At 66.6% G+C, this 15969-nt stretch carries 16 protein-coding genes; 9 read left to right on the forward strand and 7 right to left on the reverse strand.

Annotated elements, in window-relative coordinates; all coding sequences use genetic code 11:
• Window positions 1-16 precede the first annotated feature (16 nt).
• Entirely contained in the window at window positions 17-841 is an 825-nt protein-coding gene (locus tag AC1DBQ_RS08735) for a sugar phosphate isomerase/epimerase family protein (protein ID WP_476928127.1), read from the reverse strand.
• A gap of 193 nt (window positions 842-1034) precedes the next feature.
• Between AC1DBQ_RS08735 and AC1DBQ_RS08740 the strand changes: the two genes are divergently transcribed.
• From AC1DBQ_RS08740 to AC1DBQ_RS08755, 4 genes are all read left to right on the forward strand, one after another.
• A complete protein-coding gene (locus AC1DBQ_RS08740; RefSeq protein ID WP_476928128.1) occupies window positions 1035-2372 on the forward strand; it encodes an MFS transporter in 1338 nt (445 codons plus the stop codon).
• Window positions 2373-2441: 69 nt separating this feature from the next.
• Window positions 2442-3341, forward strand: coding sequence for a transketolase (locus tag AC1DBQ_RS08745; protein ID WP_476928129.1), 900 nt, complete (start codon window positions 2442-2444; stop codon window positions 3339-3341).
• The gene (locus AC1DBQ_RS08750) at window positions 3338-4330 is read left to right on the forward strand and encodes a transketolase family protein (protein ID WP_476928130.1); all 993 of its coding nucleotides are present in this window, start codon (window positions 3338-3340) and stop codon (window positions 4328-4330) included. The genes AC1DBQ_RS08745 and AC1DBQ_RS08750 overlap by 4 nt, the downstream gene beginning before the upstream one ends.
• Window positions 4331-4446: 116 nt before the next feature.
• The gene (locus AC1DBQ_RS08755) at window positions 4447-5106 is read left to right on the forward strand and encodes a GntR family transcriptional regulator (RefSeq protein ID WP_476928131.1); all 660 of its coding nucleotides are present in this window, start codon (window positions 4447-4449) and stop codon (window positions 5104-5106) included.
• A 6-nt stretch (window positions 5107-5112) separates the two neighbouring features.
• On the opposite strand, the gene AC1DBQ_RS08760 is transcribed toward AC1DBQ_RS08755, so the two are convergent.
• Window positions 5113-5892 carry an SDR family NAD(P)-dependent oxidoreductase gene (locus tag AC1DBQ_RS08760; RefSeq protein ID WP_476928132.1) on the reverse strand — a complete coding sequence of 260 codons (780 nt, stop codon included), beginning with the start codon at window positions 5890-5892 and terminating at the stop codon, window positions 5113-5115.
• Between the two features lie 350 nt (window positions 5893-6242).
• Between AC1DBQ_RS08760 and AC1DBQ_RS08765 the strand changes: the two genes are divergently transcribed.
• The 3 genes from AC1DBQ_RS08765 to AC1DBQ_RS08775 all read left to right on the forward strand — a co-directional run bounded on the left by AC1DBQ_RS08765 (window position 6243) and on the right by AC1DBQ_RS08775 (window position 8217).
• On the forward strand, window positions 6243-6680 hold the full coding sequence (locus AC1DBQ_RS08765) for a hypothetical protein (RefSeq protein ID WP_476928133.1): 438 nt from the start codon (window positions 6243-6245) through the stop codon (window positions 6678-6680).
• A gap of 107 nt (window positions 6681-6787) precedes the next feature.
• The gene (locus AC1DBQ_RS08770; RefSeq protein ID WP_476928134.1) at window positions 6788-7270 is read left to right on the forward strand and encodes a hypothetical protein; all 483 of its coding nucleotides are present in this window, start codon (window positions 6788-6790) and stop codon (window positions 7268-7270) included.
• Window positions 7267-8217 carry a hypothetical protein gene (locus AC1DBQ_RS08775; protein ID WP_476928135.1) on the forward strand — a complete coding sequence of 317 codons (951 nt, stop codon included), beginning with the start codon at window positions 7267-7269 and terminating at the stop codon, window positions 8215-8217. The genes AC1DBQ_RS08770 and AC1DBQ_RS08775 overlap by 4 nt, the downstream gene beginning before the upstream one ends.
• Before the next feature lie 63 nt (window positions 8218-8280).
• Here the strand turns inward: AC1DBQ_RS08775 and AC1DBQ_RS08780 are convergent, their stop codons facing one another.
• The 4 genes from AC1DBQ_RS08780 to AC1DBQ_RS08795 all read right to left on the reverse strand — a co-directional run bounded on the left by AC1DBQ_RS08780 (window position 8281) and on the right by AC1DBQ_RS08795 (window position 12301).
• Window positions 8281-10353, reverse strand: a complete 2073-nt coding sequence (locus AC1DBQ_RS08780) for a DUF4389 domain-containing protein (RefSeq protein WP_476928136.1) — start codon at window positions 10351-10353, stop codon at window positions 8281-8283.
• A gap of 81 nt (window positions 10354-10434) precedes the next feature.
• Entirely contained in the window at window positions 10435-10881 is a 447-nt protein-coding gene (locus AC1DBQ_RS08785) for a flavodoxin family protein (protein ID WP_116766676.1), read from the reverse strand.
• Window positions 10878-11933 carry a zinc-dependent alcohol dehydrogenase family protein gene (locus tag AC1DBQ_RS08790; RefSeq protein WP_476928137.1) on the reverse strand — a complete coding sequence of 352 codons (1056 nt, stop codon included), beginning with the start codon at window positions 11931-11933 and terminating at the stop codon, window positions 10878-10880. The genes AC1DBQ_RS08785 and AC1DBQ_RS08790 overlap by 4 nt, the downstream gene beginning before the upstream one ends.
• Complete coding sequence (locus tag AC1DBQ_RS08795) at window positions 11930-12301, reverse strand: hypothetical protein (RefSeq protein ID WP_476928138.1); 372 nt, start codon at window positions 12299-12301, stop codon at window positions 11930-11932. Before AC1DBQ_RS08795 ends, AC1DBQ_RS08790 begins: the two co-directional genes overlap by 4 nt.
• A gap of 304 nt (window positions 12302-12605) precedes the next feature.
• On the opposite strand from AC1DBQ_RS08795, the gene AC1DBQ_RS08800 reads away from it, so the two are divergent.
• On the forward strand, window positions 12606-14162 hold the full coding sequence (locus AC1DBQ_RS08800; RefSeq protein WP_476928139.1) for an amidohydrolase: 1557 nt from the start codon (window positions 12606-12608) through the stop codon (window positions 14160-14162).
• A 30-nt stretch (window positions 14163-14192) separates the two neighbouring features.
• Here the strand turns inward: AC1DBQ_RS08800 and AC1DBQ_RS08805 are convergent, their stop codons facing one another.
• A complete protein-coding gene (locus tag AC1DBQ_RS08805; protein WP_476928140.1) occupies window positions 14193-14705 on the reverse strand; it encodes a hypothetical protein in 513 nt (170 codons plus the stop codon).
• Window positions 14706-14825: 120 nt separating this feature from the next.
• On the opposite strand from AC1DBQ_RS08805, the gene AC1DBQ_RS08810 reads away from it, so the two are divergent.
• The coding region (locus AC1DBQ_RS08810) for an HNH endonuclease (protein ID WP_476928141.1) at window positions 14826-15969 on the forward strand (1144 nt) is incomplete at its 3' end.

Genomic DNA, 15969 nt, shown 5'->3' on the forward strand with positions numbered 1-15969 from the left:
CGGAGCAGTCGATGGGTCAGATGAGGTCTGTGATGAAGCTGCCGGCCTTGGCGGCTGCTGCCGGGCGTTCGTCGTGGGTGACGTCGCGGGTCTCCAGCTCCAGGGAGAAATGGCCGGCGTAGCTGTGGGCCGCGAGTGCGCTCAGGCCGGCGGCGAAATCTGCGTCGCCGTTGCCGATGCTGAGGTTGATGTTCCCCGGCACGGCATCGCGCAGGTGGACGTGGGCGATCCGGCCCCGGTGCCGCTCAAGGTAGTCCAGCGGGTCCTCGCCGGCGGCCACGATGTGGCTGAAGTCCATGACGATCCCGACGCCGGATCCGGCCAGCCGCTCTGCCAGCAGTYCCGCGCGCTCCGGGTTCCAGCAGAAGCGCAGGAAGTGCAGTGACTCGGTCCAGAGCTCGACGCCGAACTCGTCGGCGCGTCGCCTGGCCCCGAGGAGCTGAGCGGCAATGGTGTCCAGATCCTCGTCGATGCTGCGGACCGGCTCGTGGCCGAGGGCGCCGCAGGGCAGGACCAGGGCCTTGGCGCCAATTCCGGCCGCCAGGGTGAGGAGGGCGTCAAGGTGCCGGTTCCGGGCGGACTGCGCGTCGGCGTCGAGCACGGCGTTCAGGTCCCCAATGTCTCCGTTGACCGAACGGACACGCAGCCCGGAGGCAACGACGTCGTCCGTCACGGCGGCGACGGCAGCGGCGTCAAGGTCGTAGGGAACGTGGTCGCACACTCCGGGAAGGGCGCCGAGATCGATTTCCTCGAAACCCAGGTCTGCGATGGTCTGCAGGGCCGTGGGCAAGTCCTGGTGGCGGAAGCTGATGGACGAGCAGCCGAGTCGGGAATTGAACATCGTCGTTAATCCTCTGGTCGTGCCCCGAGGGCGGTGGTGATACGGACCACACTACAAAGTCGACTGTCAACAGTCAACCTTTGAAGTTGACTGTTGACATTGCTTATGTCGCGGGTCACACTGGCGTATCATCTGTTAACAGTCGACAGTGTTGGCGCTGAAGCGTCGGCAGCTCTCTTCGAAAGGGATTGACATGAGCAACGAAGCTCTCACCATGCGAGGCCCCGTGCATGGCACMAAGGAAGCGAAACGGGTCGCGATCGGCTCCAGCGTCGGCGCAGTTATCGAAACCTATGACTTCATCGGCTTCGGCACGGCAGCAGCCCTGTACTTCGGTACGGCTTTCTTCCCCACGGGCGACCCGGTGACCGGAACCCTGGCCGCCTTCGCCACCTTGGGTGTCGGCTTCGCGGCCCGTCCCATTGGCGGCATCATTGGCGGCCACCTCGGTGACAAGCTCGGTCGCAAACCGGTCCTGGTGGCCTCCCTGATCCTCATGGGCGTCGCCACCTTCGTCATCGGCCTGCTTCCCACGTACAGCCAGGTCGGCCTGATGGCTCCTGCTTTGCTGGTGTTCGTCCGCATCGTCCAGGGCCTGGCCTTCGGCGCGGAATGGGGCGGCGCCATCCTCATGAGCTACGAACACGCGCCGTGGAAATCCAAGGGCAAGTACACCGGCATGGTCCAGGCCGGCTTCCCGGTCGGGCTGCTGCTGGCCAACCTGGTGTTCCTCTTCAGCGTCCAGCTCGGCGGCGAACTCGCCTGGCGCATTCCGTTCCTCGCCAGCATCGTGCTGGTCGTCGTCGGCCTGATCATCCGCTCCAAGGTCCCCGAGTCCCCGGTCTTCGACGAGGTCAAGGACAGCGGCAACATCGTGAAGTCACCCATCACGGAAGTCCTCAAGACCGACTGGCGCAACATCGTCAAGGGCATCGGGCTCCGCATCGCCGAGACCGCAGGCTACGCCGTGTCCATCACTTACATGATTTCCTACCTGAACAGCCAGCACCTGGCCGACAAGACCCAGACACTCGTCGCACTGTGCATCGCCTCCGCGATCGGCATCTTCGCCACGCAGGCCTGGGCACGACTGACCGACAGGATCGGCCGGCGCCCGCTCTACATCTGGTCCTGCGCCTTCGCGGTGGCCTTCGCCGTGCCGATGTTCCTTTTGGTCAACACCGGCTTGTTCATCTTCATCATCGCCACCCTCGTGATCTCCTACGCCGTGTGCCAGAACTCGCTCGCCGGCGCCCAGGGCGCCTGGTTCCCGGAGCTCTTCCAGGCCAAGACCCGCGCCTCCGGCGCCTCGCTGGCCTACCAGATCTCGGCCATGGTCTCCGGCTTCACCCCGTTCATCACCACCCTGCTGTTCGTCAGCTTCGGCTGGATGGGCCCGGCACTGCTCTTCGGCACCTACGCCGCCATCGGCCTCTGGGGCGCCCTCGCCACCCGGGAAACCTGGGGCAAGCGCGAACGCCAGCTCGCGGACGAGGCCACCAAAAGCACCCCCGCCCACGTGACCGCGTAGGCACCTATCCCGGACGCCGTCGACGGCCTCCCGCAGTAGCTCGTCACGTCACTTTTGAAAGGCAGAATTGTGGTTCTCACACAGGAAAAAGCAGCCCGGGGCAAAGCCTCCGACGTCGAGGCAGCACGCCTTGAGCGGGTCGAGGGGGCCGCGTTCYGGATCCGGCACCACGCCCTGAACATGGGCGAGGTCCAGGGCCAGGGCTATGTCGGCCAGGCMCTCGGCGCGGCCGACATGCTGGCGGTTGTCTATGCGGACCAGCTCAGGTTCCGCGCCGACGATCCCGGATGGGACGGGCGGGACAGGTTCCTGCTCTCCACAGGCCACTACGCGATCGGCCACTACGCGGCCCTCGCCGAGGCCGGGACCATCCCCGTCGAGGAACTGGAGACCTACGGCTCGGACAATTCCCGGCTGCCGATGTCAGGGATGTCCACCTACACTCCCGGCATGGAGATCTCCGGCGGCTCCCTCGGCCACGGCCTCTCGATCGCCGTCGGCGCCGCCCTGGGCCTGCGGTACCAGGGTTCGGGCGCCCGGGTCTACAACTTCCTCTCCGACGGCGAACTCGACGAGGGCTCCACGTGGGAGGCCGCCATGGGCGCGCACCACCACCAGCTCGGCAACCTCACCGCCATGGTCGACATCAACGCCCTGCAGGCCGACGGGAAGACCGACACCGTGYTGCGCACCGAACCCGTCACCGAAAAGTGGGAGGCGTTCGGCTGGTACACCCAGCGCGTGGACGGGAACGACGTCGGCGCACTGCTGGCCGCGTTCGACAACGCCGCTGCCCAGGCGGCCGCCGCCGGACGTCCCTCCGTGATCCTGTGCGACACCAAAGTGGGACGCGGCGTTCCACTGCTCGAGGACCGCGAAAAGGCGCACTTCATGCGCATCGAAGAACACGAATGGCAGCTCTGCCKCGAGCAGCTCACCGCAGGATACGAAGGAAAGGCCGCACGATGAGCACCGCCACAACACCGAAGCTGAAGACGTCGGCCATGATCGCGTCCTTCGCGGACCCGGGCCAGAAGACCGCGTCCGCACCGTTTGGGCACGCCCTGGTCAAAGCCGCACAGGAGAACGACAAGATCGTGGGCCTGACCGCGGACCTGGGCAAGTACAYGGACATGCATATCTTCGCCCAGGCCTTCCCGGAACGGTTCTTCCAGATGGGCATGGCCGAGCAGCTGCTCTTCGGCGCGGCGGCCGGGCTGGCGGAAACGGGCCTGGTCCCGTTTGCATCCACATACTCGGTGTTCGCCGCCCGGCGCGCCTACGACTTCCTGTGCCTGGACGCCGCCGAGCCGAACCTCAATGTCAACATCGTGGGCGGACTCCCCGGGCTGACCACCGGCTACGGCCCCAGCCACCAGGCCACCGAGGACATGGCGATCTTCCGCGGCATGCCCAACCTGACGATCGTGGATCCGTGCGACTCCCTCGACATCGAGCAGGCCGTCCCCCAGCTGGCGGCCAGCGAGGGCCCCACGTACCTGCGCCTGCTGCGCGGCAACGTCCCCACGGTGCTGGACGAGTACGACTACACGTTCGAACTCGGCAAGGCGAAAGTCCTGCGCGGGGGCAATGACGTCGTCTTCATCTCCAGCGGACTCATGACCATGCGGGCACTTCAGGCGGCCCAGGCGCTGGCCGCGCACAACGTGGACGTCGCCGTCGTCCATGCCCCCACCATCAAGCCGTTCGACTCCGCAACGGTCCTGGCCGAGCTGAACACGGACCGCCTCGCTGTCACGCTGGAGAACCACAGCGTGGTGGGCGGCCTTTTCGAGACCGTCGCCTCGGCCGTGGTCACGGCGGGACTCGGCAAGCGGGTGGTGCCGGTGGCGCTGCCTGATGAGTTCCTMGACGCCGGGGCGCTGCCGACCCTGCACGAACGCTACGGGCTTTCGGTGCAGCGGATCGTCGCCAAGGTCCTCGCCGAACTGGGCTAAGCCCGAGGAAGAGTCGCCGCGCGGGGCCGGCAGCCGCCGGTCCCGCGCGTGTGCCGTACCATCAACTGTTAACACACCAACTGTAGACAGTTGACCACTGACAGTGAGGACATACMATGGCCGGAGCAACAGCCCCGCTGCTCGGACTCGAAAAGAAGAGCCTTCGCGAGCAGGCGCTGTCCGCCCTACGCACGGCGATCACGAGCGGTGAACTTGAGCCCGGCCGGCATCTGGTGGAGACCGAACTATCCGACATGCTCCAGATCAGCCGGGGAACGCTGCGCGAGGCCCTGCGGCAGCTGGAGCAGGAAGGGCTGCTCTCGGCCGGAGCGCGGGGACGGCTGTCCGTACGGCATMTGGACAGCAAGGAAATCCGGGATATCTACGCCGTTCGGGCGGCGCTGGAGTCGCTTGCGGTCCGGACGCTGTGTGAACTGCCGGACCGGATCCCGGTGATCGCGTCCCTGCGCTCGGCGATCGACGCCATGGCGGCGGCCGAGGAGGGGACCCTGCAGGAACGGATTGAGTCCGATCTTGAGTTCCACCGGACGATGTGCCGGCTGACTGGAAACGAGACCCTGCTGCACTCCTGGGAATCGCTGGAGGGCTCCATCCGGATGTCGATCATGTTTGCCGGGATCGAACGGGCCGTCAAGAACATGAGCGTTGACCGGCACCACGACATCGTCGCCGCGATCGAGACCGGCGACGCAGTGCTGGCGCGCGCCACCATCCTCGAACACATGGACGTCGCCGCGGCGAACCTCGTCGCGTAGCCGGCGTCAGTAGTCCACGATCGCGCCGGCGGAGATGTTGACCGTCGCGTCGGTGATGGCTGCCGCCTTATCCGAAACGATGAACGAGGCCACGTTCCCGACGTCTGTCAGGGTGGCCGTGCGGTTCAGATGGGCCGTTCTGGCGATCTCCACCACGATCTCTTCCCGACCTTCGGCCTGCCACGGGATGGTTTCGATAATGCCGCCGGTCACCATGGTGACCACGCGGATACCGTGCTTTCCCAGCTCGAGGGCCCATTGCCGGCGCAGTCCTTCCATCGCGTCGAGCGCCACCTTGAACCCGCCGAGGCCCGGTACGGTCTGCGGGCCCGAGCCGCCGAACATGAGCACCACGCCGGAACGCTGTTTGACCATGTGGGCGGCGGCCGCGCGGGTGGTGAGAAAGTGGGTGCGCGCAGCCAGGCTGATCGGCCGGGTGAAGTCGTCCACATCAATGTCCATGAGCGGCTCCTGAACATCTCCAAACGAGATCACGTTGAAGGAGATGTCAATCCTCTTGCTCTTCTTCGCCACCCGGTTCACGAAGGCATCCACCTGCTCTTCGTCCAKGGCATCGACGACGGCGGTCTCCGCCGTGCCGCCGGCCTCGCGAATGTCCCGGGCCACTTTCTCCAGTCGCGCTTCGGTCCTGCCGGCGATGTGGACGGACGCGCCTTCGGCCGCGAATGCCCTGGCCACCGCCCCGCCGACCGCCCCGCCGCCGCCGTAGATCAGTGCGGTCTTGCCGTGCAGCAAGCCGTTGTCCGGAAGCCCGTTATTCAGCATGGTCGCCTGCCTAGTGCCGCGAAGTTCGTGAATTCCCTCAACTATGTTCTTGCCGGGCGTCGGTGGCAAGAGGCCCGGCGCCGCGCGGACCGTCGCGGGACAACACCGGGCAGGGGCCGGGGCAACGCCGGGACCCGGCCAGGTGCCCCCCAAATGCTTACGCCTGGCCGAATCACGCCGTGCCTGACGGCTCACCGCCGTCCTGCCAATAAGGAATTGGACACGTCCAATTCMTCGCCCTGAGCGTAACCGGAACAGATTAGACATGTCCAATCTGTTAGAATTGCACGCGAACTGACGACACGTGAAGAGCCGCGCCCGACGATATTCGCTTGATGAAAGAAGCCACTGTGAGCAGTGACCAGTCGACCTMCGCACCGGGCCTAGCCCTCGCCCGCAAACTGAACATTCTCCTGGATACCGCTGAGGCCGAGGGCCGGAAAATCACGTTCAATGACGTCAGGGACGCCATGTCCGACGCCGGGACGCCGCTCTCCCGCGCCAGATGGCACTACATGCGATCGGGCACCGGCCCCGCCGTCAAGAAGGTCGAACTCCTGCAGAACCTGGCCAGGTTCTTCGGCGTGAACGAGAACTACCTGGTCGATGGTGACGACGAACTTCCGCCCCGGGTGGAGGCTCAGCTTGAATTGCTAGCCTCGATGCGGGCCAACAAAGTCCGCAACTTTGCCGCCCGCCAACTGGACGGCCTCTCCCCCGAAACCCTGCTCCAGATCCGGGACCTGATTGACGAACAGCTCTCGCGCGGGGATACGGACGAGCCCTGAGTAAGCCGCCAACTATGCTTTGACCTGCGCTGATATGCTTCTGGCGAAGCTTGGCGACTATGGTCGCGACCACGCTGACGCTCTATCAACCGCCAAGGACTCGGTACATGGATTACGACGCCGCCCGGTCGCGGGCACGGGAAGCGGAAGCCGGCCTCTCCATCGCCGAGCMGGTGTCCCTTGCCTCAATCCAGAGACACCTCGAACGGCAGCGGGGCCGMAAGATCGTCATCAACCCCATCGAGGGGGCAACAGACAAAGTCTGCGGGCTGTGGTTCGGGCTGKACCACATAGACCTGATCCTGCACGCACGGGCAGCCTCCGAGGTTCACCGGCAGCAGATTGTCCTCCACGAGTTTGCCCACATGGTCTTGCGCCACGAGCAGGAAATCGTCTCCCCCGAATACGCCGGCACATTCTTTCCGGACCTCAATCCAGAGCGCGTCGTCAGGGCACTCAGGCGGACCGACTTCCTCAATGAGGTCGAGGTCACCGCGGAGCTCTTGGCCGACMGCCTCGCCGCACGCATCCGCCGTTCCCAGGACCGCTCGGGCGGTCAACCGGGGAACTTTAGCTCCGTGTTCGGATGATTCAACTCATCACGGCTGCGGTCCTGTTTGTTCTCGCCGCAGCCCGCATCCCGGCCATGGTCCGGAAGGGCCGGGACACCGTCCTCCTTGCGGCCTTGTTCKCCGGTGCCGGCTCGGTGCTAATGTCGCCAGCCGTGTACGCCGCGGCGGATCACCTCGTCGGTGGCATCAACCTCGCCAACCTTGCCATGCATTCCTCATTGATCGTCGGACTCTGGTACCTCCGGCGGGCAGTCCTCGAAGCGATCATGCCGGCCGACATGCGCCGGGCGCTGATCCGTACGCTGCCGCTGGTGCTCACATTGGCGCTGCAATCGGTGTTCTTCGCCCTAACGGGGCCCACCACGACGACCGACAGCTGGGGTCTGTACCATAACCGGCTGCCGGCAGGTTTGTTTTCCGCCGTACTGATCGTCTTCATAGGGTGGGTCTGCTCCGGCGTCGCCATCGCGTGCTTCCGCTACATTCCTCGGATGCGGCGATCGTTCAAGGCAGGCTTCACCATGGTCGGCGCCGGCTGCATCCTCGGCCTGATCGTGTCGATCAAGGTCACCATCGGACTGCTCTCCATCCCCTTGCCGGTGCTCAATGCGGTGCCGATCCCCTCCGACGCCGTCATCCGAGTCGTGGAGATGCTCACCTTCATCCTGGTCGGGGCGGGACTGACGGTACCCGCCATGGCCGGCCGGATCATCCGCAAACGGCAGGCCCGTTGGGAGACCGATACCCTCGCCGGCGTCGAACCCATCAGGGAACGGGTTCTGCAGAATGTGGGCCCCGAACGTGTCCTCGAAAACGACCCTTCCGCGCCGGTCCGGGAACGGCTTCACCGGATGATCGTCGAGGTCTGGGACGCCGAGCTCGCGTCCGGCGGAACCCTGACTCCGGGAGAGCGGACTTTCCTCCTTGCTGCGGAAGAGCAGCTCGATTTGAACCGGCTTCCGTGACAAGGCGCATGGCTACACCCTGGACCAGATCGGCCCCGGGGCCATCACCAGCGTGACTCGGCGCTAGGTTCCGGGAGGGCCGCCAGGCACTCCTCCACTGGGCCCTTCAGCCTTGGGCCCTTCACCACCAGCGCCAGCTGGCAGTTTAGGGTCGCTCTGGCCGCCCTGGTTTTTGGAGACTTCAGGGGTTTCGGGGGGTTCAGCGTTGACCGCGGCCGCAGGGCCACCGATGCCGTAGAAGCCCGTCGGGCCACCAGCCGGCCCGCCAGCCTCACCGGACGGGGGTTCGCCGGGCGATCCGCTTGGAACCTCACGATCGGGTGCCGGGCCTGGACCTGGCGCTCCTGGAGGATACGGGGATGGACCGGGGGCCGGATACGGGGCTGCCGCGGCGGACCCGGCCGGGGGTCCGGCGTAAGGCCCGGCTGGCGGGCCGGAATAAGGTCCGGCCGGGGGTCCGGCGTAAGGCCCGGCTGGCGGCCCGACGGCGGGACCGCCATAAGGCCCGACCGAGGGTCCGGCGGGCGGGCCGGCATAAGGCCCGACCGGGGGTCCGGCATAGGCCGGCACCGGCATGTCGCCCGGATCGACGGGACCCATATCGAGGTGGAACGGCGGATATTCATCCCGCATCAGGGATACGTATGCGATGACGCGGTAGATCCAGCGGTTCAGGCCGAGCAGCAGATCGAACAAACCCCGCCAGTATTGGCCGGTGAACAACAGGATCACACCGGCAATGAAGACCAGCAGCCCCAGGAGCGAAATGCCCACGCCTTCCTGCACCCAGCGCCCATCCCGGACCTCCCATGACCTCGCCGTCCCGGTCAGCACGCCGATGATCAGCAGATGCGGAATGGCCAGCAGCCACGATTTCACGAAGATCAGGCCGCGGGAAAGCCGTTCGGGATAGTCGACGTCGAAGTCTGCCGGGTAGTTGGTGCGCGCCAGGGTGAAGGGCGGATAGGCATCGGTGCCGATGGCGCTGAAGGCATAAAAGGCCACACGCCAGTTCCAGCGGATCACGCCGACATTGAAGTCGAACAGTGAGCGTGGGTAGCGGCCCGTAAACAGGATCGCGAACCAGGCCACAAGAGTGACGACGCCGAAAGCGAACCAGAGGAAGAACAGCACGATGCAGTGCGGAATGGCCAGGAACCACTTGACGAGCCACATCCAGCGGGACAGGTTCGGGTCGAGGTAGCCGTTGAGGCGGGCCGGATACACATAGTGCGAGGGGGCGCCCGGAGGCACCGGATAGGGCGTTCCCGGCGCGGCCGCGTAGGCAGCTACGGCGCCTGGCGGGGTTGCGGAGGCCCCTGCCCCGCCCGGCGGCACTGCACTGTTCAACTGCCCTGGGGCCCCGGGCGGGTACGCACCCACCGGCTGCGGCTGGCCGGGCTGGGGCGGCAGGTTGCCGGGAGGGACGCCACTGCCMGGCCCGCCTCGGCCGKACCGTGCGGCGCGGCCCAGGCCGGCGGCGCCCAGCACGATCAGCGGCAYCCCGATCAGCAGCATCACAAGGCCGCCGATCAGCAGGCCGATGAAGATCGGCCACAGCAGGTCGGAGCGTGCCCCTGCCTGCAGATTTACCGCCACCGGGCCACTCGCGTCCGCATTCATGACCACGACGGCCCAGCTTCCGGAGCGCAAGTTCCAGGTGAGTTCCTGTTCACCCGGGCCCGTGGCGGTCGMGGCCCAGAAGCTCTGCTGCGCCGGATCGGCCGGGGGCTTGAATCCGTCCACATCGCGGTAGATAGTGCGGAAGGGATCGAACCTGACGTCKACGATCTCCGTATGCCGGACCCCGGCCAGGTACGCCGCGACGTCGGCCCGCGGGGCAATTCCGATGAAGATTTCCTTGCCGGGGTCGTTGGTGGAGCCGCGGAGCAGCAMGCTGCCTGCAAGGTCCACGGGGGTGCCCTCGGGCAGGCCGCCGGCGGTCATGAGGTCCAGCCGCGGGGTCGTCAGGGCGTAGGAAGCGCCTGAGAACGACTCCGACGGCGTGACGAAGTACCTGCCGTCGCGCTGCTGGTAGTTGGCCCAGYCCGTGACGCCGGCGCCTGCCAGCAGTCCGAGCCCKACCAAGGCGCACAGCGCGCCGAGGACCAKCATGACAATCCGGCCTGCTTTCATGGCCGCCGTCCTTTCAGATGGTCCGCTTGCCCCGCCCGGTCGGGCAGGACTTCCGGATGCCGGGTGCGCCTGGCCGCGCCGCTACCGACCGAGCGAGGTCAGGAGGGTCTTTGCCCAACTGCCAGCCTTCTCGATTTCGCCGCTTCGCAACGGGCCCTTGGTGCCGCCTACGTAGAACGGCATGGGCTCGGAGATGATGTCGGCTCCGCCGGAACGGAGGGCATGCGTGATCTTCTTGGCGGCGTCGCCGTGGATGAACATGCGCACGCGGGTGTCGAAGGCGGCCGCCTTGACTCCCGTGAGCCGGTCCTTGCCGAGGCCCGAAAGCAGCGCGGTGACCTTCGGCGTCGGACGCCATCCGTTGATGGGACTGCCGACGACGAGGAGGTCCCCCGCCGCCAGCTCACCGGCGTTGAAGTCGTCGACCGGGACGGCCGCGGCGTCCAGCCCCTCGAGCTCACCCGCCACTGCCTCGGCTACGGCCTTCGTGTTGCCGAAGGCCGAGTCGTAGACAATGAAGGCTTTCAAGCCGTGATCACCACTTTGAGGGCCTTCGTCTMTGCCGCGCGGGCGAAGGTGTCGTAGGCTTCCATGAACTCGTCAAAGGTGAAGTGGTGGGTAGCGAAACTGTCCGCTGGGAGTTTTTGCTGCGCCACGAGCTTGAGCAGCATGGGGGTGGTGTTGGTGTTGACCAGGCCCATGCTGATGTTGATGTTCTGGATCCAGAGGTTTTCGACGTGCAGCTCCACGGCTTTGCCGTGCACGCCGACATTGGCCACATTGCCGCCGGGCCGCACGATGTCGGTGCACATGGCAAAAGTCGCCGGTACGCCGACGGCCTCGATCGCCACGTCCACGCCCTGCCCGTCGGTCAGGAGCATCACCTGTTCCTTCCAATTGGGATCGCTGGAGAGGACMACATCGGTGGCGCCGAATTCGCGGGATTTCTCCAGCCGGTTCGCGTCGAGGTCGACGGCGATGATCGTGGCGGCGCCATAGAGGCCCGCCGTGGAGATCGCGGCCAGCCCCACGGGACCTGCGCCGATCACTGCCACYGTGTCGCCGGGCTTGACCCGGCCATACTGCACGCCGATCTCAAAGCCGGTGGGCAGGATGTCCGAGAGCATGACGGCCTGCTGGTCGCTGACTCCCTCGGGCAGGAGGTGCAGTGAGTTCTCGGCGTACGGGACGCGGACGAACTCGGCCTGGGTGCCGTCGATCAGGTGCCCGAAGACCCAGCCGATGCCGGAGGTGCCCTCATCCCCCAAGCAGTGGGAGTACAGGCCGGTCTTGCAATTGGCGCAGTGCCCGCAGGACTTAATGCAGGAGATGATGACGCGGTCCCCGACCTTCAGGCTGGTCACGGACGCGCCGATCTCCGTAATGGTGCCGACCCCTTMGTGGCCCAGAATGCGTCCCTTTGTCACTGCCGGAACATCGCCTTTGAGGATGTGCAGGTCCGTGCCGCAAATCGTGGTGGTGTCCACTTTAACGATCACATCGCTAGGGCTCTGGATGGTGGGGTCGGGGACGTCGGTCCAGGATTTCTCTCCAGGGCCGCCATAGACGAGGGCTTTCATACGTGCTCCTTGGTTTTGAGGATAGTMGGCGGATCCACGATGCGCAGCCGGCACGGCGTTACCGAGTCGTCGATGCCGGATGACATGACTGAGCGACGGGCATGCTCGTAGAGTTCTTCAATGGCATCGTCCGTCACGCAGGAGTGGGCGAGGTCCACCACGATTTCGTACCCGGGGAGTTTGGCTGCCACGCGGCGGCAGACAACATAAAGGGCCCGGATATTTGCGGGCGTGACGACGCCCCGCACGTTGACCCTCGCCGACTGCTCAATGGCGTCGATCCGAATAAGGACTTTGATGCGGGGATCCCCATGCGAGGGGTGCGCGTAGTAGGCGCTGGATCGGTTTCCGTATTGCCTGTGGGTCACGTGAGGTCAGAGCTCCCGCGCAGCCCGTGAGCGGACTTAAGAAGGTAAAAATCGCTGGCAACAGTCATTTTGGCTTTGGTCTCCGGCCCTGTTCCCGCCGACGCGGGAAAGCGCAGAATGCCCTTTTCCTTCCCCAAGGTTTGAGCGAGACCGTGCAACTGATAAGCAAGCGGTTCTTCCCCCAATGGCCGTGCAGGAACCGCCCCAAATTCAGCTTGGGGGGTGGGCGATGCAGGGGTAAGGGGCGAAAGTCCCGTGTGGGCGTCTTTGGGTCCTTCGGCGTTCCACGCCTAGCCTGTTGTCTATGGCTGAACAGCTCGTGCAACGCTTCGCGCCCAATCTTGCCCCCGACGTCGTGCTGACGGCAGCGCGTCAGCCCGGGGACCAAACATGCTCCGATGTGCATATACGAAACGGCGCCGTTGTGGCGATTAGTCCGTCAACCGAAACTCCCGGAATTCCCGCTGGCGCCCGGGTGGTCGACTTGGACGGCCGCTTCATCATTCCGGGACTGTGGGATGAGCATGTCCACATGACGCAGTGGGCCCTGGCCTCCAATCGGCTTGATCTCTCCGGCGCGGACTCGGCACGCGAGGCGGCCGCCGTCGTCGGTGCGCACCTCGCCGGGGGCGACCTTGCCGGGGCTCACCTGGCCGGGGCCGGCGGCGTGGACGCAGCTGCGGGTACTGTCCAGACGTTGGTGGGAGTCGGTTTCCGTGATGCCGTCTGGACGGACCTGCCCGGCCTGGACCTCCTCGACGGCGTGACGCACGKCCGGCCGACGGCCCTGATCAGCCACGATCTCCACAGCGTCTGGCTTAACTCCGCGGCGGCCCGGCGGTACGGCGTGCAGGTGGACGCGGGCGGCCTGCTTCGGGAAGAACCGGCGTTTGCCCTGACCCGCGAACTCGGCACGATTCCGGACACGGTGGTGGATCCGTGGGTGCGGAAGGCGGCCCAAGCCGCTGCCGCGCGGGGCGTGGTAGGGATCGTGGACTTCGAGATGACGTGGAATCGCGACCCTTGGCTGCGGCGGATCTCCGGCGGCTTCGATGCGCTCCGGGTCGAAGCGGGGGTGTACCCGCAGGATCTGGACAGGGCCGAGGCCGAGGGGCTGCGGACAGGCTTGAAGGTAGCCGGCGGCGGCGGACTCCTGACCGTGGGCCCGCTGAAGGTGCTGATCGACGGCTCGCTCAATACCCGCACCGCATACTGCGTTGACCCGTACCCGAACGGCGGCCGCGGCCTGCTGACGGTGAGCGAAGCAGAGTTGCTCGCCCTGCTGCTCCGGGCGCGGCAAGCAGGATTCGTGCCKGCCGTCCACGCGATTGGCGACGCGGCCAACCGCGTGGCGCTGGACGCGTTTGAGGCGGCAGGAATTGCCGGACGGGTGGAACATGCCCAATTTGTCCGGAACGAGGATTTCGCCCGCTTCGGCCGGTTGGGCGTGATCGCGAGCGTCCAGCCGGCGCATGCCCTCGATGACCGCGACGCAGCCGAGGCGAACTGGCCCGGCCGCACGGACCGTTCCTTCCCGCTGCGTTCGTTGGTGGTCGCCGGTGCCAGGCTCGCCCTCGGCTCCGACGCCCCGGTGGCTCCGCTGGACCCCTGGACCGCCATGTCAGCCGCAACAGCGCGCGCCCGGCAGGACGGTCGCGGACCCTGGCATGCCGAACAGGCCMTCACCCGGCACGAGGCCCTCACCGCGTCAACGCGCGGGCGGGGCAGGATTCGGGTCGGGGATCCGGCGGATCTCGCGGTGCTCGACGTCGACCCGCTGACTGCCTCCGAGGCGGAGTTTGCCGCGATGCCGGTGGCCGCCACGCTGATAGCGGGGAGATTTACGTTCGGCGGCGTTTAACTATTGACCGCGACGGCGTCTGGCTGKCGACTAGTCTTTGCCCTTGACCCGCGCCCGGACCAGGTTGGCGTACGGCAGGCGGCCGTACTCCTCCACGAACGCCGCGTGATAGCCGGCCTCGGCCGCGTTGAGCTGCTCAACAGGGAGCTCTTTCCACGCGATGGTCAGTGACCCTGCCGCGGCGAGCTGCCAGATGAGCCGGCCCTCCCAGTGGCCGGGCGGCTTGCCGGCGCCGAAGTCGACGAATTCCTGAATCTGCCGCCGCAGCCCGCGGTTGCCTTTGCTCCCGGGGCCGGCCTTGCCCACGAAGAGGACGTCGGCGTCGTCGACCCATTCGGCGTCGAGCGCTTCCTCTTTCAGGGTGGGGTCCTTCTTCTTGAAGACGCCGGCCGTGCTCCTGGCCAGGAACTGCGGGCGGTACCCTTCAGGCTTTAGCACCGCGAAGATTCCGGGTTTCTGTGGGATCCGGTTGATGTCAAGATCCCCGAGCAGCCGGAATCCGGTGAACCCGTCCTTTTTCAGTGACTGTCTGTTGATCGGCATGGATTCCTTGGATCGGGCGGGGCGTTCCTTCGAAGCTTACCGACGCGCGAGTTCGGCGGCCCTCATTTTGTCAGTGGTCGACACGACACTGGATTCATGGACGGCAAGCAGGGGCCCGACATGGTTCCGACCACACTTCGCGGCGGTTTCACCTGCTGCCTCTCTGCCCKCCCCGCGACGGACAGTGCCGGGCTGATCGACCAGATCCGGGAACTTGAGGACTGGAAATCCGCCGCGGCCGCACAACAGGCCCGCCTGAGCGTGGCCTTCGATGCKCTGCAGCGCCGCGAGCAGGCTGCCGCGGGGGTCCCGGCCGACAAGCTCGGCGCCGGTGTCGGCGCGCAGATCGCCCTGGCCCGGCGCGAATCCCCCGCCAAAGGCGGACGGCTCCTGGGCCTGGCCAAAGCCCTCGTGACCGAAATGCCGCACACCMTCACCGCCCTGGAAACCGGGATCCTCAACGAATGGCGCGCCACCTTGCTCGTGCGCGAAACCGCCTGCCTGACCGCCGCCGACCGGGCCGGGGTCGATGAGGAATTGGCTGCCGACACCGGCGCCTTCGCCGGGGCCGGTGACCGGGGCCTGATCGCCGCGGCCCGCAGCGCCGYCTACCGGCGCGACCCGCGCTCCGTCRCCGACCGGGCCGCGCACGCCGCCACCGACCGGCACGTCAGCCTCYGCCCGGCCCCGGACACCATGACCTGCCTCACCGCCCTGCTCCCCGTCGCCCAGGGCGTGGCGGTCTAYAACGCCCTGACCCGGCACGCCGAGACCCTCCGCGCCACGGGCGACCCCCGCACCCGCGGCCAGGCCATGGCCGACACCCTGGTCGAACGCACCACCGGCACCCCCGGCGGGATCGCCGGCATCGAACTCCAGCTCATCATGACCGACCGCACCCTCTTCCAGGCCGAYAGCGAACCCGCAAGGCTCCCCGGCTACGGCACCGTCCCCGCCAGCTGGGCCCGGCAACTACTCACAGACACCGGCGCAGGCACTTCCGGCGGGGAACGAGACTTCAAAATCTGGCTCCGCCGCCTCTACACCCGCCCCGGCACCGGGGACCTCATCGGGATGGACTCCCGCGCCCGGATCTTCCCCACCGGACTCCGCCGCTTCATCCAGGCCCGCGACGACACCTGCCGCACCCCCTACTGCGACRCCCCGATCCGGCACCTGGACCACATCATCCCCTGGCATAACGGCGGACACACCACGCGCACCAACGGCTCCGGACTCTGCGAAGCCTGCAACCACACCAAAG

The sequence above is a fragment of the Arthrobacter sp. 10T413_2 genome, from assembly GCF_056394205.1.

What these genes read in the sequence shown, in the direction of transcription:
- AC1DBQ_RS08805 (WP_476928140.1), bottom strand. Translation starts at nt 14,705, where the DNA reads ATGCCGATCAACAGACAGTCACTGAAAAAGGACGGGTTCACCGGATTC.